Raw genomic sequence first — 22,745 nt, 5'->3', positions numbered from 1 at the left:
GTGACACGGATTTTCACAGGTTAATCATTTTTCCCATTGATATTGAAGATTAAAGAATCTGTGTTAATCCGCGTAATCTGTGGCGAATTTAAAACCATTATTATCATGAAGAAATTAGCGCTATTACTTGTTGGCGTACTGGGTACTGCTCTTTGTACTTTTGCAAAGAACACAACAGAGCCGGTGGACTATGTGAGTCCGTTGGTTGGTACCCAGTCAAAACATGCTTTGTCTACCGGAAATACATATCCGGCTATTGCCATGCCTTGGGGGATGAACTTCTGGGTGGCACAAACCGGAAAAATGGGTGACGGATGGGCTTATACGTATGATGCTGATAAAATCAGAGGGTTTAAACAGGCTCACCAGCCCAGCCCGTGGATTAATGACTACGGGCAGTTTGCCATTATGCCTGTCACGGGAAAGGTGGTATTCGATCAGGATCAGCGCGCAAGCTGGTTCTCGCATAAAGCTGAGGTTGCCAAACCGTATTATTATAAAGTATATCTGGCCGATCATGATGTAACTACCGAGATTGCTCCGACCAGCCGTGCGGCTATGTTCCGTTTCACTTTTCCTGAAAGCAATGACTCTTATGTGGTGGTAGATGCTTTCGACAACGGTTCGTATGTGAAGGTGATTCCGGAAGAGAACAAAATCATCGGATACACGACCAAGAACAGTGGAGGTGTACCCGAGAACTTTAAAAATTACTTTGTACTGGTTTTCGATAAACCGTTCACTTTCACTGCGGCAGTAACCAACGGTAATATCTGTCCGGGTGAATTGGAATCGAAAGATAAACATGCCGGTGGTATTATCGGTTTCTCCACCCGTCGTGGAGAAACGGTAAACGTGCGTGTCGCTTCCTCCTTCATCAGTCCCGAACAGGCTGAACAGAACCTGAAAGAACTGGGCAAAGACAATCTGGAAGCTGTTGCTGCCAAAGGGCGCCAGGAGTGGAACAAGGTGCTGGGACGCATTGAGGTGGAAGACGATAATATGGATCATCTCCGCACGTTCTATTCTTGTCTGTATCGTTCGGTACTCTTCCCGAGAAGTTTTTATGAACTGGATGCCAAAGGAAGCCCGGTACATTACAGCCCCTACAATGGGAAAGTCTTGCCGGGTTATATGTTTACCGATACCGGTTTCTGGGATACTTTCCGTTGCCTGTTCCCGTTCCTCAACCTGATGTATCCTTCGATGAACGAAAAGATGCAAGAAGGATTGGTGAATACTTATAAAGAGAGTGGATTTCTTCCCGAATGGGCAAGCCCGGGTCACAGAGGTTGTATGGTAGGAAACAATTCCGCTTCGGTAGTGGCCGATGCCTATCTGAAAGGTCTGAAAGGATACGAGATAGAAACCCTCTGGGAGGCAGTGAAGCATGGTGCGAATGCAGTTCATCCGCAGGTTTCCTCTACCGGACGTCTCGGCTACGAGTATTACAATAAACTGGGCTACGTACCCTACAATGTAGGTATTAACGAGAATGCCGCCCGTACGCTGGAATATGCTTATGATGACTGGTGTATCTATCAACTGGGCCGGGCGCTGAATAAGCCCGAAGAAGAGATAGCCGTCTATGCACAGCGTGCCATGAACTATAAGAACCTGTACGATAAAGAACATAAGCTGATGCGTGGCAAGAATAAGGACGGACAATTCCAGTCACCATTCAATCCGCTGAAGTGGGGTGACGCTTTCACCGAAGGAAACAGCTGGCATTATACCTGGTCCGTATTCCATGATCCTCAGGGACTGATCGATCTGATGGGCGGACAGCAAGGATTCAACCAAATGATGGACTCGGTGTTTATCCTGCCTCCTGTATTTGATGACAGCTATTACGGTGGTGTGATTCATGAGATCCGTGAAATGCAGATCATGAATATGGGACAGTATGCCCACGGTAACCAGCCTATCCAGCATATGCTTTATCTGTACAATTACTCGGGACAACCGTGGAAAGCGCAGCATTGGATTCGTGAGGTGATGGATAAACTCTATACACCCAATCCTGACGGTTATTGCGGCGACGAAGACAACGGGCAGACATCGGCCTGGTATGTGTTCTCTGCAATGGGATTCTATCCCGTATGTCCGGGAACGGATCAGTACGTGATGGGTACACCGTACTTCAAGCAGATGAAACTGCATCTCGAAAATGGCAAGACGGTGGTAATCAGTGCACCGGGTAATAGTGATGAAAACCGTTACATCGCGTCGATGACTGTAAATGGTAAGTCGTTAACCCGCAATTACCTGACACATAAAGAACTGATGAACGGTGCGAAGATCACGATGAAAATGTCGTCTACTCCCAACAAACAGCGCGGAGTGCGTGAATCGGATTTTCCATATTCGTTTTCTAAAGAAGTTCGTTGAGGCTGCAAAAAAGATAACTTATATAAACCAATCAAGATTATGCCAGGAAAAAACTCAAAGAAAATGATCGGGGCATGTGTCGTAACTGCGGCATTGCTCTGTGTACCTTCGGTTCTGAAGGCAGAAGGTATGTTGTCACATTATACTTGTGTGGCAGATGCTATTCAGAAAGACAACCGTCCGGAACCGGCTAAACGTCTGTTCCGTTCACAGGCAGTAGAAAATGAAATTATCCGCGTACAGAAGTTGTTGCGTAATTCGAAGTTGGCCTGGATGTTTACCAACTGTTTTCCGAATACGCTGGATACCACCGTACACTTTCGTATGGGCAAGGACGGCAAACCCGATACTTTTGTTTATACCGGAGATATTCATGCCATGTGGCTTCGCGACTCGGGTGCCCAGGTATGGCCTTATGTACAGCTCGCCAACTCCGATCCGGAGTTGAAAAAAATGCTTGCCGGAGTGATCAACCGCCAATTCAAGTGTATCAATATCGATCCGTATGCCAATGCATTCAATGACGGTCCTAAAGGCGGCGAATGGATGAGTGACCTGACGGACATGAAGCCTGAACTGCATGAACGTAAATGGGAAATCGACTCACTCTGCTATCCCTTGCGTCTGGCTTATCAGTACTGGAAGACAACAGGTGATGCCAGTATCTTCGATGAAGAATGGATACAGGCGATTACCAATGTATTGCGTACTTTTAAAGAACAACAGCGTAAAGACGGTGTAGGCCCGTATAAGTTCCAGCGTAAGACAGAGCGTGCACTCGACACGGTGACTAACGACGGACTGGGTAACCCGGTGAAACCTGTCGGACTGATTGTTTCTACTTTCCGTCCTTCGGATGATGCTACTACACTGCAATATCTGGTTCCTTCGAATTTCTTTGCCGTGTCTTCGCTTCGTAAGGCAGCCGAGATTCTGACAACGGTAAATAAAAAGACCGCTTTGGCCAACGAATGTAAGGCTTTGGCAGATGAAGTGGAGACAGCCTTGAAAAAATATGCTGTTTACAATCATCCCAAATACGGAAAGATCTATGCTTTCGAGGTAGACGGTTTTGGCAACCATATGCTGATGGACGATGCAAACGTTCCGAGTTTGCTGGCTATGCCTTATCTGGGCGATGTTTCAGTGGACGATCCGATTTATCAGAATACCCGTCGCTTTGTGTGGAGCCTCGACAATCCTTACTTCTTTAAAGGTAAGGCAGGCGAAGGCATTGGCGGACCGCATATCGGTTACGATATGGTATGGCCTATGAGTATCATGATGAAGGCTTTCACCAGCAAAGACGATGCAGAAATCAAGTCGTGCATTAAAATGCTGATGAATACGGATGCGGGTACAGGCTTTATGCACGAATCGTTCCACAAAGACAATCCGGAGAAATTTACCCGTGCCTGGTTTGCGTGGCAGAACACTTTGTTCGGCGAATTGATCCTGAAACTGGTGAACGAAGGTAAAGTGGATATGCTGAATAGTATACAATAAGAATATAACGAAACAGAAAAGAATACGATTCACCACAGATTACGCGGATTACTACAGAATTTTTGATATAAAGTCTCAATAGGACAATTTATTAATCTGTGGAAATCTGTGTAATCTGTGGTGGACTCAAAACAGTTTAATCATGAAGAAATTAGCTGTATGGGCACTTGGTGCCCTCTTTGTAGCCGGTTGTGCAAAGACAGAACAGACTACTACGGATTCCGGTTTGGTGAAGAGTAACTTCCGGACTGAAGTGAACGGAAAGAAAACCGATTTATACGTACTCCGGAATCAGAACAACATGGAGGTTTGCGTCACTAACTTTGGCGGACGTATCGTTTCGGTGATGGTTCCCGGTAAAGACGGGGTGATGCGTGATGTGGTACTTGGCTTCGATTCCATTCAGGATTATATCAGCAAACCTTCGGATTTTGGTGCGAGCATAGGCCGTTATGCCAATCGCATCAATCAGGGAAAGTTTACGCTGGATGGTGTTGAATACCAGTTGCCGCGCAATAACTACGGACATTGCCTGCATGGTGGTCCGAAGGGATACCAGTATCAGGTATATGATGCTCTTCAGACCGGTCCTCAGGAACTTGAACTGACCTATCGCTCAAAAGACGGTGAGGAAGGTTTCCCCGGTAACATTACTTGCAAAGTAATCATGAAACTGACAGACGATAATGCGATTGATATTCAGTATGAAGCCGAAACTGACAAACCGACTATCGTCAACATGACCAACCACTCTTATTTCAATCTGGATGGTGATGCCGGCAGCAACGCAGATCATCTGCTGACTATCGACGCCGATTCTTATACTCCGGTGGACAGCACCTTTATGACTACAGGTGAGATTGTGACAGTGGAAGGTACTCCGATGGACTTCCGCACACCGACTCCGGTTGGTGCACGTATCAACGATTTTGATTTTGTTCAGTTGAAGAATGGCAATGGCTACGATCATAACTGGGTGCTGAATGCCAAGGGAGATATTACCCGGAAAGCCGCAACTCTCGAATCGCCCAAGACAGGTATCGTACTCGATGTATATACCAACGAACCGGGTATTCAGGTGTATGCCGGCAACTTCCTCGATGGTTCGCTGACCGGAAAGAAAGGCATTACTTACAATCAACGTGCTTCTGTCTGTCTGGAGACTCAGAAATATCCCGATACACCGAACAAGCCCGAATGGCCTTCGGCCGTGTTGCGCCCGGGTGAGAAATATAACAGTCATTGTATATTCAAGTTCTCGGTTGACAACGGCAAATAATCACAAGCGTTTTTAGTTGTATTGGCATAAGGAACATAGGATCCGACGGGTCTGATTCTATATCCTTATGCCTTTTTTAATTCCTTATGTTCATACCACAACACATACACAAACTAAAGGTAAGATTGATACCGATAACCTGTTGAAGTTAGACTGGTTTCAGTTTAATAAGCGCCGAAGAAAATAGTCGGTTGGCTTAATACTGATCAGAAACGAATACGATTCACCACAGAGGACACAGAGGACACAGAGAATATCTTTCTCTTAGACATCTTAATAAACAAGAGATTAAAACTCTGTGTTCTCTGTGTCCTCCGTGGTGAATTAAACTCAAAACCCTTACAGTTATGAAAAAGAAAATGATTATTGGCGGGACAATGTTGCTGGGATTACTGATTACGTTTTGTTCGTATACAGGAGTTACTGAAAAGCCGGACATCCCCGGAGTGAAAGCTATGGGAGAGTCGGTTCCATTGGGTGATCCATTCATTCTGTTGCACGACGGCGTTTATTATGCCTATGGAACGCATGCGGCAGATGGCATTGAAGTCTATACTTCAAAGGACTTGAAGCGGTGGAAACTGCATGGGCTGGCACTGAATAAAGAAGATGTGTGGGCGGATAGCCGCTTCTGGGCACCTGAGATTTATGAGATCCATGGTAAGTTTTATATGTATTATACGGCGGATGAACACATCTGCGTAGCGATTTCCGATTCACCCGTAGGACCGTTCAGGCAGAAGGAAAAGAAACCAATGATAGCTGACGAGAAAATGATCGACAGTTCGTTGTTTATTGATGATGACGGGAAGCCGTATCTTTTCTTTGTCCGGTTCAACGACGGCAACAACGTGTGGGTAGCCGAACTGGAAAATGATTATATGACGATCAAAGCAGAAACCATGCGTCCTTGCGTTCATGTGTCCCAAGCATGGGAAGAAGTCTGGCCCCGGGTCAACGAGGGTTCTTATGTGCTTAAACACAAGGGGCTGTATTATATGACCTATTCCGGCAATAGCTTTGAAAGTCCGTTCTATGGGGTAGGCTGTGCTACGGCAACCGATATAATGGGCGAATGGACCAAATATGATGAAAACCCTATTTTGCAGAACCCCGGTACTTTGCAGGGTGTAGGGCATAGCGCTATGTTCAAAGATAAAGAGGGTAAACTTCGTATCGTTTATCATGCACATAAGGATAAAGAGCATATTCATCCGCGTGGAATGTATATTGGTTCTGTCAGCTTTCAAAAGGTGAATGGTGTGGACCGTATGCGCATTAGCAAAGATTATATTACTGCAGAGCTGGTAAAGTAAAGCAGAGAGAGTGATTTGATAATATGATCCTGTTTTCCTGTATCAGCTTTCAAAAAGTAACTGAAATGCTTTTTCTGATAACTGCCTCTTCCTTTCTTTCTGCTCAACCGGAAGGATAGGAGGGCGATAGCCGGGGTAAATGCAATGAAAAGCCGGGCTTTTGGGACTCTGAAGCCGGCATTTCCCGGAAAAGAAGTAAGCATCCGGCACAAAAGAAATAAGTATTTACTCTGAAAGAAGTAAGCAATTTCCGAAAATGCTTACTTCTTTTTTGAAAATCTCCTAATGTTTTGCCCGATTACATATATTGTTCCGGAATAGAGAGATTATTTTCCTCCTTTCTTTTCTGGTTGACAAGTACAGGAGATCCCTCTCTGACTTTCTAAAAGCACTTTCTTTTTACGAAAAACAAACATGAGTGCTCTTGGTTCCCCCTTTGGACATTCATTGTGTTGTGAAAACGTCCGGATTCCTGCAATATGATAAACAGAAAAATGAAATGGAGACGATTTTTAGTACGAACCTGGCTAATGTACTGAAATAATCGAACCTGAGAAGGGCTGTTTAGCAAACTGTCAAAAAGCTATATGGCATGTTTCTTTTGATGCCGAACTAATTTATAAAGGAGCAGATTTCATTTGTTTCTTTCGTAATTCTGATTTGAGGTTGTTATCTTTGTTGCGATAACTTTAAAGGGCAGTATTAAGAAAACACACATTCTTCATTTTAGACGCGATTATGGTTAAACTCTTATTGATATGTCTGGCAGCGGTAGTGATGATCTCTTGCGGATCGGAGCAGGAAAAGTTAACTGTGTATATTTCCGATACGTGTACGGATACTCTTCAACACGAAATCTTCTTGTCGGAAGAAGAAGGACTGAATATTTTCTATGATTTGTGTGTAACTGATTCTTTTTGTGCTTTTTGGGACGCACGTAATGATACATTATTAAAGATTTTCACAGTTACAGTTCCTCCTGCTTTTGTCGGATTGGGGATGAAAGGAGAGGGGCCGGATGATTTTCTTTTTCCTTTTTTTGAGAAGTCGATAGGCAGGGGAGGCAAGGGAAAACTATCGTTCATTGAATTGAATAGTTGGAATAAAAAGACTGTTGCGATTCATTCGGCAGCATCTCCCGGTCCTGTCGCTGTTTCTGTTGTTGAGGCACAACAATTGCCGGAGATGCCTGTAGTCAGGGATTATAATGAAACAGACTCTTGTGTATATGGCATTGATGTAGATATGCAGCATGGTTTGTTTTTCATTTATGATAAGCATACTGCCCGGGTTAAGACAGTGGATTATCATCGTGATATTAAGTCCGGATATCCGGAAGGACATTTATCTTATCTATACGAGAGCTGTTTAATGGTAAATCAAGATGCAAAGGCAGTTTGTACGGGATTGCTGAACCTGAACTCTCTCTGTTTTTATGATTTAAAAGGAAATCTGATGAAAGAAATGGTGATAGGGAAAGAGCTGAAATACCCGGACTATGATCCTGATTTTCTTGATTTTCCGAATACACCTAAATATTTCATTTCTCTTTGTGGCACCCCCAATTATCTTTATGCCCTTTATAACGGTTTCCTGGGTACTTCGGGTAAATCAAAGATTATGGTCTTTACCTGGCAAGGTGTTCCGGTTGCCATTTATCACACAGATGTAAAATTGGAGAAAATTGCTGTTGATCCATCCGGCAGATATGTATTGGGACTGAATATAACGGAAGAGGGAGGGAGTGATGTGTTGAAGTTTGACCTTTGAATATTTTTCAAGGTTTTATATGGTAATATTTTAATTGATATTTTACTTGAACGTTTTTATAGCTGTTGCTGAACTTTTTTCTTTCTATCTTTAATGTTTCGTTTAATAATGTTGGAAGTGTTTGCCGAATAGATGTTGATAAAGGGATTGATGGTGGTACCTGCAATTGTAAAATAGTAAAATTTGACCAAATAGAGGCTATTTGAGTTGCATGACGGATAATAGACTCTTTATTTCTTGATTTTGGTCGGTTTTTGTTGTTCTTTGAACGATTATTATCCTGTTTTCTTGTTTGCTTTTCTGACCTTTGTCTATCGAAAAATATAAAAAGACAACTATGATAAGAATGGATAAAGTGTTTTTTTATAGTTTTATAAGAAGGAAATTACACTTAATTATAAATTAAAAAAAAGAAACACAATGAGAAAATTTGTATTTACTGCTATCGTTTTGGGATTTACTAATGTATTTGTTGCAATGACACAACAGCAAAATTCACCTATTTCTTTGTATAATAATAACAATGGGGTTGAGACTTTTACCACTTATGAAGTTGATGGTGTAAATTATTGCTATAATGGTGGTAGAGGAGCCACTTCATGTTCTATAAGTGGTGGAATAGATATAAAGGGCGGAGGGGTTAGTGCGTCGTGCGATGTATCATGTCAGACTGGTTATTATGCTTGTTGTGGCATTCGTTGTACTTGTGAAAAATATTAAAGTATATGACGAAAATAGTAATATTGTTTTTAGGGTTATTCTTTTTCCTGTTCTCTTGTCAAAGAGGACAGGAAAATGTCACTAAAACGATAGAAATAGACTTATCTCATATTGATACAGTGAGAATATCTTCATCAAAAATAGTAAATTTAGAAACAGTAGATAGTTCTTTACTATATGATATTTGTGCTTTATTTAAGCAGGAGGACCGTTACTTTATATGGTCAAGAGATAATGCCTATGTCTTTAATGATAAAGGTGATTTCCTGTTTAATATATCTCGTAGAGGACAGGGACCTGGTGAGTATCAGAGCTTTGCATGTATGTATATGGAAGATGGGGAGGTTTGCATCTTTGATAAAGACAAGCAGCAAATATTATATTTTGATATAAATGCCAAGTTTATGGGAGTTAAAAAGGTCTGTTTTGATGAGGATGACCCTTCTCCTTCAATGATTATTCCGGTTGGGACAGAGCGTTATTTGAGTACAAATAGATTTGGAGGAGATGATCGTAAAATGCCGGTATTAAGTTTCTGGGACAAGAATTTTTCAACTCAGCAAATAGTAAAAGGGCGTTTCTTGAATAATGGGATTCATTTTCCGGATGCTTTTTTTATAGGAAAGGAAGGAAGGCGAGTGCTCTACTGGGAACCATTAAAGGATACACTTTTTACTGTAGAAAATGATCATCTCGTTCCTGAATATAAGATAGACTTTGGAACCTATGCAATGCCTGAGGAAGAGGCAGCTAAAGATGTATATGCTCGTATGGCGTATTTGAATAAATCAGAGAATCAAAGTTGTGCTTCCGCAATAAGATTTTATCAAATAGATGGTGAATACCTTTATTTTACCTTTATGTGGTATGATCGCATTTGTTTATGTCGATATAATGAGAAGGTCGGTAAATCTGAAGTTTTTACTATTCTGACAGAAGAGGAACAATTAAAAGAATGTTCTTTCTTTAAGATATTAGGAGAGGATATAGTTTTGGCTTTTGAGGATAAGAGTAACTTAGAGAAAAATCCTTCTCTCTGTGTGTTTAATAAAAAAATATTAGATATATGAGTTTGAAATGGGTTGGAACTTCACTGGTTCTTATACTTTGTGTACTCTTGATTGTCCAATTATATAGGAAAGAAGAATCGAAATTCTCCTCTAATTCGGTGGCATTGCAAGAAGAAATGCTGAGAACTGATAGTTTGGAAACTGTTAAAAATAGGAGTATACCATTTGATATAAATGAAGAAATAACTGATGCAAGGAACTCTTCTCTAAAGATAAAGGATATTCTTGAAGATAGTTTGTTAATAGTCCGGTTCTCTGTTTATTCTTGTAGAGACTGCCTTGACTTTCTGATTTCTGAGTTAGAACATGCCAGAAAAGAGAACAAAATTAAAATGGCTATGTTAATTGCAAATATTCCAGTTAGGGATTTGCATGTGAAATGTAAAGAGTATGATACCCCTTTGATTTATCGGATTGATTCACTCTCTTTTGACTTTGACTATTCTTTGACACCATATGTTTTTATGGTTGACAAGAAGGGGCATACTTCAAACTTTTTTATACCAAGAAAAGAATTTCCAGATCAGACCAAAGATTATTTAAGGCGATTCCGATCTTGATGTACTTTTCCCTCTCTGTCTATTTAAGGTAGAGAGGGGAAAATATGTTCTTTAAACTATTCGGATATTGCTCCTTAATGAAGTTTAACTCTGTTAGGTGCTTATATTCAGCACTATCCTTTAACTTTGCCTGAAACATAAAACCACATGACTATGAAGACTTTTTATTCCGTCTTTTATTTATGCTTCTTGCTCTGCCTGCCTTTTTCCGTGGTGGGATGTTCGGAAGATAATGAACTATCCGGGGAGATTGAAATAAACCAGCTGCCAGGTACTGCGCAGTTCTTTTTATCTAATTATTTTCCGGGACAATCTCCGGAGAAGATAGAAAGAACGATGACCGGGCAGGAGGACGATCAGTTGCTCTACCGGGTTGCTTTTCCCGATGAGGTAAAAGTGGAATTTAATGAAAATGGAGGATGGAAGAGTCTGATGGTTCCAAATCAAAACTTGCCCGAATCACTTCAATCCCTTTTTGGAGGAGTCATCGCATATGTAAAACAACACTTCTCTAATGATCCGTTTGTCGGTGTGGAGAACACCTGCTACGGAGAATGTGTGTTATTGAACAGTGGCAAGAAAGTAGCATTCTACTACGACCAAACCTGTGTCGGATATGAAATGGATATAAAAGGTGAATCTTCATTGCCCCAACCGGTGCGGGAGTTTACTGAAAAATACTTTCCGGATGGAACCTTTGAGGCTGTGATTGAACATATACCTGACGGGGAGTTTCCTGCCGGTTATACTTTCTGGTTGGAGAACGGATTTAAATGCGTGCTTGATGATCGGGGAGAGTGGACGGAAGTGAATGGAGGAACCGAACTGTTGCCGACTTCGATTCTGGAAACATTACCTGCGAAAGTGACGGAAGATTTGCACCGGAACTATCCGAATGCACAAGTCACCTTCATTCGTTTGGAGGGTACCCGTTATACAATTCAGGTCAGCAAGACTGTGTATGTGACTATCGATCCCGAGAGTAAACCGATAGTGGTACCTCTGATGCAGGCACAGGCACTTGCAGAAGAGTATTTCGGTAAGCAGAGTTCCATCTCTATCAGTCATCCGCTGCATTCGGATGTGCTCAACTTTACCGTCCGCCTGCCGAACGGCTTTAATATGCTTGTTAACGAAGATGCCAGTGAATGGATTAATATAGACGGAAATGGATTTGCGTTTCCGGAGAAGCTCGTGGCATCGTTGCCGGAAAAGATTACCGATTATGTTTCGGGATATTCGAATTCTGAAATCACACGGGTAGACCGTTCGGTGGCAGCTTCCTATTTGGTGGAATTAACCAACGGAGACGGATTGATGTTCGACTCACAGGGAGATTTTCTTGGGAAAGAAAAGATAGAGTTGAGCGCTTCAGAGAAAGTGTACAGGTATATGCGTTATCATTATCCCAATGATCTGGATATGTATCTCGGCTCTTACAGCATAGAGGGTTGGGTATACAAACTGAGTGACGGTTCGCAAGTCAGATTCGACCGGAACGGTAATTTTGTGGAGATCATCTCATTAAAGTGAGTGCCGGATATTCAGTTCCCAAGGGTTCTCTATGGTTTTTATCTCTTTCTGCGTAAGAAGTGAAGCCATGGTTTGCCCCATTTGCTTGAAGTCGGTGGATAAAGTAGTGATACCTCCGGCCAGTATCTCTTTCAGCGGAGTGTCGTTGTAAGAGATGATACCGAAGTCTTTTCCGGGAACAAACTGCTGTAGTTGCGCCTGTTTAAGCAGATCTACCAAATCCCGGTCGTTGACAGTCATAAATATTTCCCCTTTCTTGATCATCCGGTCCTTTACGGAGTCGGTATATTCGTGTGTAAACTGATGTTCCTCACAGAAAGTACAGAGGCCGTTGTATCGTTCGATAGGCTCTTTCTCTTCCTTCTGGACCATGATGATGTGGTCGTATTTTTTCAGGTGCGGGAGTCCGTGTACCAAAGCTTCGTAAGTGTCTTTCTCGAAATTCTGTGCAACGGAGGAGTATTTGCCTGCCAGTTCCGGGTGAAAGTGGTCGAGTAGGAAGACCCGTCCGGATAGGCTCTCCAACAGTGGGGCTATGTTGGTGAACTTGCCCGGCATCAGGATATATGTGGTGTATTTATAGTTGGCTTCATTGATGAGCGTCTCGAAGACTTTGCGGTTATAGTTGTGAAAATAGAGATCTACGTTTGCGGTCTTTTTGATGGAAGACATGAATGAATTGTAAAGATCTTCCTTGAACTCGTTGAATTCGTTGAAAAGGAGGAATACATTTAGCTTTTGCGCAATTCGGGTTGTTGCTATGTAATAACCTACACCCGGGGTGGAATCGATAATTCCTTTTGATTTAAGCTCGCTCAAACCTGCGAATACCGTATCTCTGGATAGATTATAGTTCTTTCTGAATTCATTGATAGAGAGAATCCAGTCTCCTTTTTTATAACTACCATTGTTGATGCCGTCTATAACGTGATTTACTACTTGTTTGTATTTTGATTCATTCCTTTTCATATTCTTGTTTTTGGTGCTGCAAAGATAGGATAAAAAACGTAAAAGGCTATGGATATTCTCCGGATATAGTATATGTTTTGTAACATAATAAAAATACAGACCAGTTCGTATCAGTTTTGATGGCTTTCATTATCTTTGCACTGTTGCTTGGATCATAAGATTCATAAGCAAGAAAGAAAGACGGGAAAACAACAAACTATAAATAAAACAATGAGAACGTACAGATTTATGTTTCCGGTGTTGCTTGCAATGACTGCGACCGGAGGTTTGACGGCAAAGTCGTCTGATAAAGGAGGTTCCGGCATTCAGTTTCCGGAAGTAAGCCAGGTGAAAATAGAAGATGCATTTTGGAAACCCAAATTGGATCTTTGGCAGAAGGTGACGGTGAATGATGTCTTTGACAAGTTTGAAGGGAAGCATCTGGAACATCCGGGAAAATTCTGTAATACGTTTGAGAACTTTGACCGTGTGGCAAAGGGCGAGCGAAATATCGGTCAGCATGCAGGTGCTCCCTGGTTTGACGGACTTGTTTACGAAACAATCCGTGGGGTGGCAGACTTGATGGCAAGACAGTCGGATGTTGCTTTGGAGAAACGTGTCGACGGATATATCGACCGAATAGCTAAGGCACAGGCATCGGAGCCCAATGGTTATATCGATACTTATACTCAACTGATGGAAGCTGACCATCAGTGGGGAGAACGGGGAGGAATGCTTCGTTGGCAACACGATGTGTACAATGCCGGTATGCTGGTGGAAGCAGGGATACATTATTATAATGCAACCGGAAAAACGAAGTTGCTGGAAGTGGCAACCCGCTGTGCCAATCTGATGGCTGGATACATGGGGGCTTTCCCTAAAAAGAATGTGGTTCCGGCCCATTCCGGTCCGGAAGAGGCTTTGGTGAAACTTTATATCATTTATAAAAACAATCCGGAACTGAAAAAGCAAATCAATGTCCCGGTTGCTGAGCAGGACTATCTCAAATTGGCCGAATTCTGGATCGAAGGCAGAGGACATCACTGTGGATTCCCTTTGTGGGGTACATGGGGTAATCCGTCTGCCGAACAATGGATACGTGACCGGAAATATGAAGCTCCCGAATTCGGGAATCATACCCGTCCGTCATGGGGGGACTATGCACAAGATTCCATTCCGCTTTTCGAACAGAAGACTATTGAAGGACATGCCGTTCGTGCTACTTTGTTTGCTACCGGAGCAACGGCTGCCGCACTTGAGAATCATTCACCGGAATATATCGCTGCCGTTAGTCGTTTATGGGATAATATGATTGGAAAGCGTATGTTCATCACCGGCGGAGTAGGTGCTGTTCACTTTGACGAGAAGTTCGGACCCGATTACTTTCTGCCTACAGATGCTTATCTGGAAACTTGTGCTGCTGTCGGTGCCGGTTTCTTCAGTCAAAGAATGAACGAGCTGACAGGTGATGCCAAGTATATGGACGAATTGGAACGCACCTTATATAATAACGTCCTGACAGGTATTTCTCTTTCCGGCACACAATACACTTACCAGAATCCGCTGAACTCTGCTAAGCATACCCGTTGGAGCTGGCACGATTGTCCTTGTTGTCCGCCAATGTTCCTTAAGATGATGTCTGCAATGCCCGGATTTATCTACTCGCAGAAGGGAAGTGACGTTTATGTGAACCTTTTTGTTGGTAGCGAAACGGAAATGACTCTGGCGGATCGGAACCGGGTACGTTTGACGCAAAAGACCGGTTATCCGTGGGAGGGTGTTGTCACCATGACCGTTGAACCCGAAAAAGAGAAGACTTTTATATTGAAAGTGCGTATCCCGGGATGGGCGCAAGGTGTGGAGAATCCTTATGGCCTGTATCGTTCGGAGGTACGGTCTGCCGTAAGCCTGAAGGTAAACGGTAAGTCGGTTCCACTAAAAATATTCAAAGGATATGCCGAAATTCAACGGAAATGGAAAAAGGGGGATCAAGTTGAGCTGATACTACCCGTTCAGCCGCGTTTGGTGACAGCCAATGAAGCAGTGGTGGATTTACAGGACAAAGTAGCCATTGCCGCCGGTCCCTTTGTATATTGTCTGGAAGGATGTGATAATGAAGGTTTGGCTGATTTGAAGGTTGATATGCGTTCTCCCCTGTCGATCACTTTTGAAAAGGGATTATTGAATGGAATCAATGTAATTAAAGGTCAGGCACTGGATAAGACAGGAAAGAAAGTACCGGTTACGGCTATTCCTTATTATGCTTTGGGCAATCGCCAGGATAAGGGTTATGCGGTTTGGATTCCGGCAAGTAAATAATGCGAACGAACATAAACACAATTGTAAGATGAGGGTAAACTGTTTGTTAGCTCTGATATTGTCTGCTTCGGTAGTAGCGGCACAGGACGCTGTGATCCGGGTGGATGCGGGTAAGGTCGAGAATAAAATAACTCCTTATTTATATGGAGCTTGCATGGAAGATGTAAATCATGAGATTTATGGGGGAATTTATGATCAGCAGATTTTTGGCGAGAGCTTTGAGGAACCTGCCTCCATGGATAACTTTATCGGGTTTACCCGGTGCGAAGGGGTATGGAAGATGCAAGATGATCAACTTTCCGTATCGTCGCATCCGGGGGCGAAATTGGTTTATGATGATGCGGAGTTCTCTGACGGTAGGGGCGGAGTCGATATAAAATTTACCGATGACATTTCGTCTGCCAATAATGCGGGACTTTTGTTGCGCGTCGGTGAATACGGAGGTGGAGCGGATAATTTTGATGGATACGAAGTCAGCCTGTTTGCCGATGGCAAACGCGTGCTGTTAGGTAAGCATCTGCACAACTGGCAGGAACTGAAAACAGTTCCGGTAGATGTAGATCCGTCGCAATGGAATCGTATGGAAGTGAAGATGGAGGGTGATGAACTGGTGATTCTGCTGAACAGTCGTGAAGTATTGCGTTTCGAAGATCATCTTACCACTTTACGTAATGGAAAGGTCGCTTTCCGCAATTGGGGTGCCGGTGCATCTTTCCGTAACCTGACCATCGGAGATGGTACTCCTGTCAAGCTGTTAACCCGATCGGCACCACAGGTCAGTGGCATGTGGGATGCTTTTGCAGATCTGAATGCGGCCGCTTCATATAAACAGGTTGCGGACAAACCTTTTCATGGACACTATGCTCAGCAAGTAGAGTGTCTGGCAGGTATCGGTAAAGTGGGCATTGCCAACCGGAGTTTGAATCGCTGGGGGATCTCCGTACGTCAGGGTGAGAAGAAAACCGGTAGCCTTTATTTGAAAGGGAAGGCGGAAGTATGGGTAGCCCTTCAAAGCGTGGATGGTGAAAAAGAATATGCTGTACAGTGTATCCGTACCGAGTCCGGCGACTGGAAAAAGTATACATTTGAGTTGATTCCGGACAAGACCGATGAAAACGCACGCTTTGCCATTTATTTGAAAGGGAAAGGGCGTTTTCTGGTAGATATGGTCACTTTGATGAACGGTGCCGACCGGCAGTTTCGTGGGTTGCCGTTGCGTAATGATATCGGGCAGGCAATGGTGAATCAGGGGTTGCGTTTCCTGCGCTATGGAGGTACGATGGTTAACGCTCCCGAATACCGTTTTAAGAATATGATTGGTGATCGTGCATTGCGTCCGCCTTATAAAGGCCACTGGTATACTTATTCGACTAACGGTTTCGGTATCGAGGATTTCCTCCGGTTCTGCGAGAAGGCAGGGTTTGTGCCTGCTTATGCAGTGAATGTAGAAGAGTCGGCGCAGGATATGGCGGACATGATTGAATACTTGAATGGGCCGGTAGATACGGAATGGGGGAAGAAGCGTGCCGCGAACGGGCATCCCGAACCTTACGGATTGAAGTATCTGGAGATTGGAAACGAAGAGGTCATCTGGGGGGATATCGAGGCAGAGTATCAGCATTACATTGATCGTTTTAATGATATCTATGAAGCGGTTCATGCCAAAGATCCGGAGGTGCAATTTATTCATTCTGCCTGGTGGCGTCCCGAATCGCCTAACATGGAAAAAGTATTTAAAGCCCTTGACGGAAAAGCTGCTTATTGGGATTATCACCCTTGGACGGATGATCTCGGTAGCCGTGAGAATATAGACAGAGAGTTGACGGATATGAAGGCCAAGTTCTTGAAATGGAATCCGAATACAATGATGCGTTGTGCCATTTTTGAAGAAAATGGAAACCTGCATAACATTCAGCGTGCCATTGTACATGCTACCGTTCAGAATGTAGTTCGTCGCCATGGTGACTTCATCCTGACTACCTGTGCGGCCAATGCCCTTCAACCCTATCTGCAAAATGACAATGGTTGGGATCAGGGGCAGGTATTTTTCACACCGGGACAGGTTTGGGGAATGCCGACTTTCTATGCACAGCAGATGTCTGCTGCCCATCACCATCCGTTACGTTTGTGGAGTGAAGTGAAAGGAGAACTGGATGTGACAGCCACAACGAATGAAGCACGTGATGAAGTGGTTCTGCATGTTGTGAACACTTCACCTGAGGTACGGCGAAGCCAGATAAACTTGTCCGGTTTCATTCCGGAGGGAAATATGGAAATATATACTTTGAGTGGAGAACTGAATGACGAAAATCTTCCCGATACGCCGACCCGGATTCTTCCGAAAGCTATCTGGATGCAGGCTGCCGGATCTGATTTTACTTATTCGTTTCCTGCTTACTCGTATACGATTGTCGTGCTTGGGAAGTAAGTTATCGTTATGGGAATTAACATTGTTAATGCCGCTTCGGAAAGTTTTGCTGACAGATTGTAAACAACAAGTCTTTTGCATGTAAAAGATTTGTTGTTTACAATCAAAACACTTGTTTTAACAGATCGTTAAAACAAGTTTTCCTTCAATGTGATATAAACACTTATAACCTTCTATTTATCAGCCGGAACCTAATCAAAGGACCTTTGTTTCCTAAAGCCTCTGCCTGCATGGCTTCAAGTGATCTACTTGTCAGAATGACAAGTAGAATATAATTGATGAGAAGTTATAGAACCTTTTATGGTCTGAAAATAGCTGATACATTGCACGAATTTGTTCCACCGGCCGACAGCACTGGTCAGATTTCCAAGCCGTCCAGTATCTTCAGGTATAACTCCAATGCTTCTTCGATTTCTTTAATCATGATATATTCATCGGCTGTATGTGAACGCGAAGAACGGCCGGGACCCATTTTTACCGAAGGGAAAGACATTAACGCCTGATCAGAAAGGGTAGGGGAACCGAAAGGTATACGTCCCAGTTTTTTTGCTTTTTGTACAAACGGATGACTCTCTTCGATACGTGAAGAGTTAAGGCGGAATGAGCGGGCTTCGGCTTTGCAGGAAATATGTTTTTGTATTTCGGCAAACAGTTCTTCATTGGAGTAAAGTTCGTTGCTTCGTACGTCCACTAAGAAACTGCAACGGTCGGGGATGACATTGTGCTGTGTACCGGCATTGATCACCGTGACACTCATTTTGACAGGGCCCAGCAGAGACGATTCTTTGGCAAAACGGTAGTCGCGGAACCAGGCAATGTCGTCCAATACCTTATATATAGCATTATCACCTTCATTACGGGCTGCGTGTCCTGCTTTTCCGATGGCAGTGACATCAAGTACCATTAACCCTTTTTCGGCAATGGCAGGTTGCATTTCGGTAGGTTCTCCCACTACGGCAAAACTGATAGGAGGAAGTCCGGGCAATACACTTTCGATACCCCCTTTTCCCGATACTTCTTCTTCGCAGGATGCCAGATAAATGAGGTTATAACTTTGTTGCCTGCGGCATAGTTGCAGAAACACCTGTAAGAGTGTCACTACGCTTGCACCGGCATCGTTGCTGCCCAATCCGTAAAGTTTCCCATTCTCTTCGCGGGGAGTGAACGGATCTTTTCGCCAACCGTTGACCGGTTTTACGGTATCGATATGGGAATTGAGCAGGATTGTCGGTTTCTTCAGGTCGAACATGGGACTCAGACACCAGATGTTGTTTCCTTTACGGCCTGTGGTCATACCTTCGGCCTCGATATAGTTTTGCAGGTAATCGGCTGCTTTTTCTTCTTCGCGGCTGAGCGAAGGGATGCTGATCAGAGATTTCAGCAAGCCGACAGCTTCGGATGTAATGGATTCGTCTATCATTTCTTTTTTTGCTTTGAACGGATGCAAATGTACAAATAATACTTGAATCTTTCAGTTTGTCAGACAACTATTTATCAGGTACTATATGGCTAAGTGCCTGACTCTGTTAAGCAAAATAATTCAGTGTTCACACCTGATAATTCCAAATTAAACGATACCTTTGCAGACGAATAACTAACAACAAAGGATATGACTTATCATCATTTATCTGTCTTGGTTCATCGTCAGGCTGAAAAGTATGGCGACAAGACAGCTCTGAAATACCGTGACTATGAGAAGGCACAGTGGATCCCTATCTCTTGGAATGAATTCTCGCAAACTGTAAGGCAGGCCGCCAATGCCATGGTGGAACTGGGGGTACAGGAAGAAGAAAACATCGGTATTTTCTCTCAAAATAAGCCGGAATGTCTGTTTACGGATTTTGCCGCTTTTGCTAATCGTGCGGTGACGATTCCGCTCTATGCAACCAGCTCTCCGGCACAGGCACAATACATTATCAATGATGCACAGATACGTTTCTTATTTGTAGGAGAGCAGTTCCAATACGATGCTGCTTTCAGTGTATTTGGCTTTTGCCCTTCACTTACCCAGTTAATTATTTTCGATCCAGCAGTAGTAAGAGACCCGCGTGATATGAGTTCCATCTACTTTGACGAGTTTCTGGCCAAAGGAAAAGATTTGCCGCACAACGAAGTGGTGGAAGAACGTACGGCACGTGCCGGTGCCGATGATTTGGCAAATATATTGTATACGTCCGGTACTACCGGTGAGCCCAAAGGAGTGATGTTGCATCATTCTTGCTATCTGGAAGCATTCCGCATTCACGATATTCGTTTGGTGGATATGACCGATAAGGACGTTTCGATGAACTTCCTGCCTCTGACCCATGTGTTTGAGAAGGCGTGGACTTATCTCTGTGTGCATAAAGGAGTACAGGTATGTATCAATCTCCGTCCGGCCGACATCCAGACGACGATTAAAGAAATTCGTCCGACGTTGATGTGCAGTGTACCCCGTTTTTGGGAAAAAGTATATGCAGGTGTCCAGGAGAAAATTGCCGAGACTACCGGTATCAAGAAAATGTTGATGCTGGATGCCATCAAGGTAGGGCGTATCCACAATCTTGAGTATCTGCGGGTAGGTAAGACGCCTCCCAAAATGATTCAGCTGAAATATAAGTTCTACGAAAAGACTATTTATGCCTTATTGAAAAAGACTATCGGTATAGAGAATGGTAACTTCTTCCCGACGGCCGGTGCCGCTGTTCCTGATGAAATCTGTGAATTTGTGCATTCCGTAGGTATCGATATGTTGGTGGGATATGGCTTGACGGAATCTACTGCGACTGTTTCGTGTACTTCGAAGACCGGTTATGACATCGGTTCGGTAGGACAAGTGATGCCGGAGGTAGAGGTAAAGATCGGGGAAGACAATGAAATTCTGCTTCGGGGAAAAACGATCACGAAGGGATATTATAAGAAAGCGGAAGCTACGGCAGCTGCTATTGATGAAGAGGGATGGTTCCATACCGGAGATGCCGGCTATTTCAAAAATGGTCAGTTGTATCTGACGGAACGCATCAAGGATCTGTTCAAAACATCGAATGGAAAATACATTGCTCCCCAGGCATTGGAAACCAAATTGGTTATTGACCGTTATATCGACCAGATAGCTATTATTGCCGACCAGCGTAAATTTGTATCTGCGCTGATTGTACCCGTATACGGCTTTGTGAAACAGTATGCCAAAGAGAAAGGTATCGAATACAAGGACATGGCCGGACTGTTGGAGCATCCTAAGATTATTGCTTTGTTCCGTGCACGTATTGACACGTTGCAGCAACAATTTGCCCACTACGAACAGATTAAACGTTTCACATTGCTTCCTGAACCGTTCAGTATGGAAAAGGGAGAACTGACTAACACTCTGAAACTGAAACGTCCGGTAGTGGCACGCAATTATAAAGAGGTAATTGATAAAATGTATGAGGAGTAAGAACACGAAATTTTGTATATCTTTGCTCCCCATTATTAACGAAAACCATAAATAAGAAGTATGATTACTATTGAACAACTTAAAGACGTGAAAGAGCGCACTGATGCGCTGAGGAGGTATCTTTGACATCGACGGGAAGAAAATTCAGGTCGAAGAAGAACAATTGAGAACACAGGCTCCGGGATTCTGGGATGACCAGAAGAAGGCCGAAGCACAAATGAAACTGGTGAAAGGATTACAGAAGTGGATTGACGGTTACAACGAAGTCAAAACACTGGCAGACGAACTGGAACTGGCTTTCGATTTTTATAAAGACGAACTGGTCACCGAGCAGGAGGTGGACGAGGCGTATGCAAAGGCTCTGGAACATGTGGAAAACCTGGAGTTGCAGAATATGCTTCGTGATGAAGCCGACCAGATGAGTTGCGTGCTGAAGATTAACTCCGGTGCCGGTGGCACGGAGAGTCAGGACTGGGCATCGATGCTGATGCGTATGTATCTTCGTTATGCCGAGACCAATGGTTATAAAGCAACCATGGCCAACTTGCAGGAAGGTGATGAAGCGGGTATTAAAACCTGTACCATCCAGATCGAAGGCGACTATGCTTATGGATATCTGAAAGGTGAAAACGGTGTACACCGTTTGGTTCGTGTTTCCCCTTACAATGCGCAGGGTAAGCGTATGACTTCTTTTGCTTCCGTGTTTGTCACTCCGTTGGTGGACGATAGCATTGAAGTGAATATTTTGCCGGCCTGTATCTCTTGGGATACTTTCCGTTCGGGAGGTGCCGGTGGACAGAACGTAAATAAAGTGGAATCCGGCGTTCGTTTGCGTTATCAGTACAAGGATCCTTATACCGGAGAGGAAGAGGAAATCCTGATTGAGAATACCGAAACCCGTGACCAGCCTAAGAACCGGGAGAATGCGATGCGTCAGTTGCGCTCTATTCTTTACGATAAAGAATTGCAGCACCGCATGGCCGAACAGGCCAAAGTGGAAGCCGGTAAGAAAAAAATCGAATGGGGGTCGCAGATACGAAGCTATGTATTTGATGACCGTCGTGTAAAAGACCATCGTACCAACTTCCAGACCTCTGATGTAAACGGAGTGATGGATGGTAAAATAGAAGGCTTTATCAAGGCTTATCTGATGGAATTTTCGTCCGAAGAGGCTTAAACATAACAGAATTGTAACATCCTCCGGGATTTTCTGCCCCGGAGGATGTTTTTTTTATTTCCTTTCTTTGCTCATCATTTTATTCTCCATATTTTTGGCTGGTTAAAAGATTTGTTCTTACTTTGTTAGCGTTGAACTTTAAAGCTAACGATTATGAGTAAGAATAAGAAAAAAGTAACACACAGCAAGAAAGAAGAAGAACAAGCCAAAAAGGTTGTTAAGGTAGTTTTTGTCTCGCTGGTCATTCTGGCATTGGCTATGATTATCGGTTTTTCTCTTTTGGGCTAAGAGTGAGTGATTAGTGACTGACAAT

General features: G+C 43.5%; 16 protein-coding genes. 14 read left to right on the top strand and 2 right to left on the bottom strand.

What is annotated here, in order from left to right; translation table 11 throughout:
- Window positions 1-105 precede the first annotated feature (105 nt).
- The 9 genes from ISX59_RS07190 to ISX59_RS07150 all read left to right on the top strand — a co-directional run bounded on the left by ISX59_RS07190 (window position 106) and on the right by ISX59_RS07150 (window position 12,145).
- Complete coding sequence (locus tag ISX59_RS07190) at window positions 106-2,391, top strand: GH92 family glycosyl hydrolase (RefSeq protein ID WP_220575773.1); 2,286 nt, start codon at window positions 106-108, stop codon at window positions 2,389-2,391.
- 39 nt (window positions 2,392-2,430) lie between these two features.
- On the top strand, window positions 2,431-3,897 hold the full coding sequence (locus tag ISX59_RS07185; protein WP_005812073.1) for a glycoside hydrolase family 125 protein: 1,467 nt from the start codon (window positions 2,431-2,433) through the stop codon (window positions 3,895-3,897).
- A 142-nt stretch (window positions 3,898-4,039) separates the two neighbouring features.
- Window positions 4,040-5,176 (top strand): aldose epimerase family protein, encoded by a 1,137-nt coding sequence (locus tag ISX59_RS07180; RefSeq protein ID WP_005779199.1) that lies wholly within the window; start codon window positions 4,040-4,042, stop codon window positions 5,174-5,176.
- A 347-nt stretch (window positions 5,177-5,523) separates the two neighbouring features.
- Window positions 5,524-6,492 (top strand): glycoside hydrolase family 43 protein, encoded by a 969-nt coding sequence (locus ISX59_RS07175; protein WP_005812071.1) that lies wholly within the window; start codon window positions 5,524-5,526, stop codon window positions 6,490-6,492.
- Window positions 6,493-7,230: 738 nt separating this feature from the next.
- On the top strand, window positions 7,231-8,262 hold the full coding sequence (locus tag ISX59_RS07170; RefSeq protein ID WP_220575772.1) for a hypothetical protein: 1,032 nt from the start codon (window positions 7,231-7,233) through the stop codon (window positions 8,260-8,262).
- A 420-nt stretch (window positions 8,263-8,682) separates the two neighbouring features.
- Window positions 8,683-8,982 (top strand): hypothetical protein, encoded by a 300-nt coding sequence (locus ISX59_RS07165; protein WP_005779187.1) that lies wholly within the window; start codon window positions 8,683-8,685, stop codon window positions 8,980-8,982.
- A 5-nt stretch (window positions 8,983-8,987) separates the two neighbouring features.
- Window positions 8,988-10,052 (top strand): 6-bladed beta-propeller, encoded by a 1,065-nt coding sequence (locus ISX59_RS07160; protein WP_022012531.1) that lies wholly within the window; start codon window positions 8,988-8,990, stop codon window positions 10,050-10,052.
- The gene (locus tag ISX59_RS21205; RefSeq protein ID WP_005779180.1) at window positions 10,049-10,612 is read left to right on the top strand and encodes a hypothetical protein; all 564 of its coding nucleotides are present in this window, start codon (window positions 10,049-10,051) and stop codon (window positions 10,610-10,612) included. The genes ISX59_RS07160 and ISX59_RS21205 overlap by 4 nt, the downstream gene beginning before the upstream one ends.
- Before the next feature lie 153 nt (window positions 10,613-10,765).
- Window positions 10,766-12,145 (top strand): PepSY-like domain-containing protein, encoded by a 1,380-nt coding sequence (locus tag ISX59_RS07150; protein WP_032540439.1) that lies wholly within the window; start codon window positions 10,766-10,768, stop codon window positions 12,143-12,145.
- On the opposite strand, the gene ISX59_RS07145 is transcribed toward ISX59_RS07150, so the two are convergent.
- Window positions 12,137-13,114: a substrate-binding domain-containing protein gene (locus ISX59_RS07145; RefSeq protein ID WP_005779176.1), complete on the bottom strand. Its 978-nt coding sequence runs from the start codon at window positions 13,112-13,114 to the stop codon at window positions 12,137-12,139. The genes ISX59_RS07150 and ISX59_RS07145 overlap by 9 nt on opposite strands.
- A gap of 210 nt (window positions 13,115-13,324) precedes the next feature.
- Here ISX59_RS07145 and ISX59_RS07140 point away from each other — a divergent pair, with 210 nt between their 5' ends.
- Together ISX59_RS07140 and ISX59_RS07135 are read left to right on the top strand one after the other, a co-directional pair.
- Window positions 13,325-15,412, top strand: coding sequence for a glycoside hydrolase family 127 protein (locus ISX59_RS07140; RefSeq protein ID WP_220575771.1), 2,088 nt, complete (start codon window positions 13,325-13,327; stop codon window positions 15,410-15,412).
- Between the two features lie 28 nt (window positions 15,413-15,440).
- Window positions 15,441-17,840, top strand: a complete 2,400-nt coding sequence (locus ISX59_RS07135) for a family 16 glycoside hydrolase (protein WP_220575770.1) — start codon at window positions 15,441-15,443, stop codon at window positions 17,838-17,840.
- Between the two features lie 358 nt (window positions 17,841-18,198).
- Here the strand turns inward: ISX59_RS07135 and ISX59_RS07130 are convergent, their stop codons facing one another.
- Window positions 18,199-19,260, bottom strand: coding sequence for a M20 family metallo-hydrolase (locus tag ISX59_RS07130; protein ID WP_220575769.1), 1,062 nt, complete (start codon window positions 19,258-19,260; stop codon window positions 18,199-18,201).
- A 189-nt stretch (window positions 19,261-19,449) separates the two neighbouring features.
- Between ISX59_RS07130 and ISX59_RS07125 the strand changes: the two genes are divergently transcribed.
- The 3 genes from ISX59_RS07125 (at window position 19,450) to ISX59_RS21200 (ending at window position 22,720) form a co-directional block, all read left to right on the top strand.
- Window positions 19,450-21,255, top strand: coding sequence for a long-chain fatty acid--CoA ligase (locus tag ISX59_RS07125; RefSeq protein ID WP_005812058.1), 1,806 nt, complete (start codon window positions 19,450-19,452; stop codon window positions 21,253-21,255).
- A 60-nt stretch (window positions 21,256-21,315) separates the two neighbouring features.
- A protein-coding gene (gene prfB / locus ISX59_RS07120; RefSeq protein WP_122142574.1) for a peptide chain release factor 2 occupies window positions 21,316-22,432 on the top strand; the annotation gives its coding sequence in 2 pieces (ribosomal slippage) (window positions 21,316-21,378 and window positions 21,380-22,432; 1,116 coding nt in all).
- Window positions 22,433-22,585: 153 nt separating this feature from the next.
- Window positions 22,586-22,720 carry a hypothetical protein gene (locus ISX59_RS21200; RefSeq protein WP_005812004.1) on the top strand — a complete coding sequence of 45 codons (135 nt, stop codon included), beginning with the start codon at window positions 22,586-22,588 and terminating at the stop codon, window positions 22,718-22,720.
- The last annotated feature ends 25 nt before the right edge of the window (window positions 22,721-22,745 follow it).

This window comes from Bacteroides sp. FSHCM14E1 (assembly GCF_019633785.1).
GTDB lineage: Bacteria > Bacteroidota > Bacteroidia > Bacteroidales > Bacteroidaceae > Bacteroides > Bacteroides hominis.
This window is presented reverse-complemented; position numbering and strand designations above follow the sequence as displayed.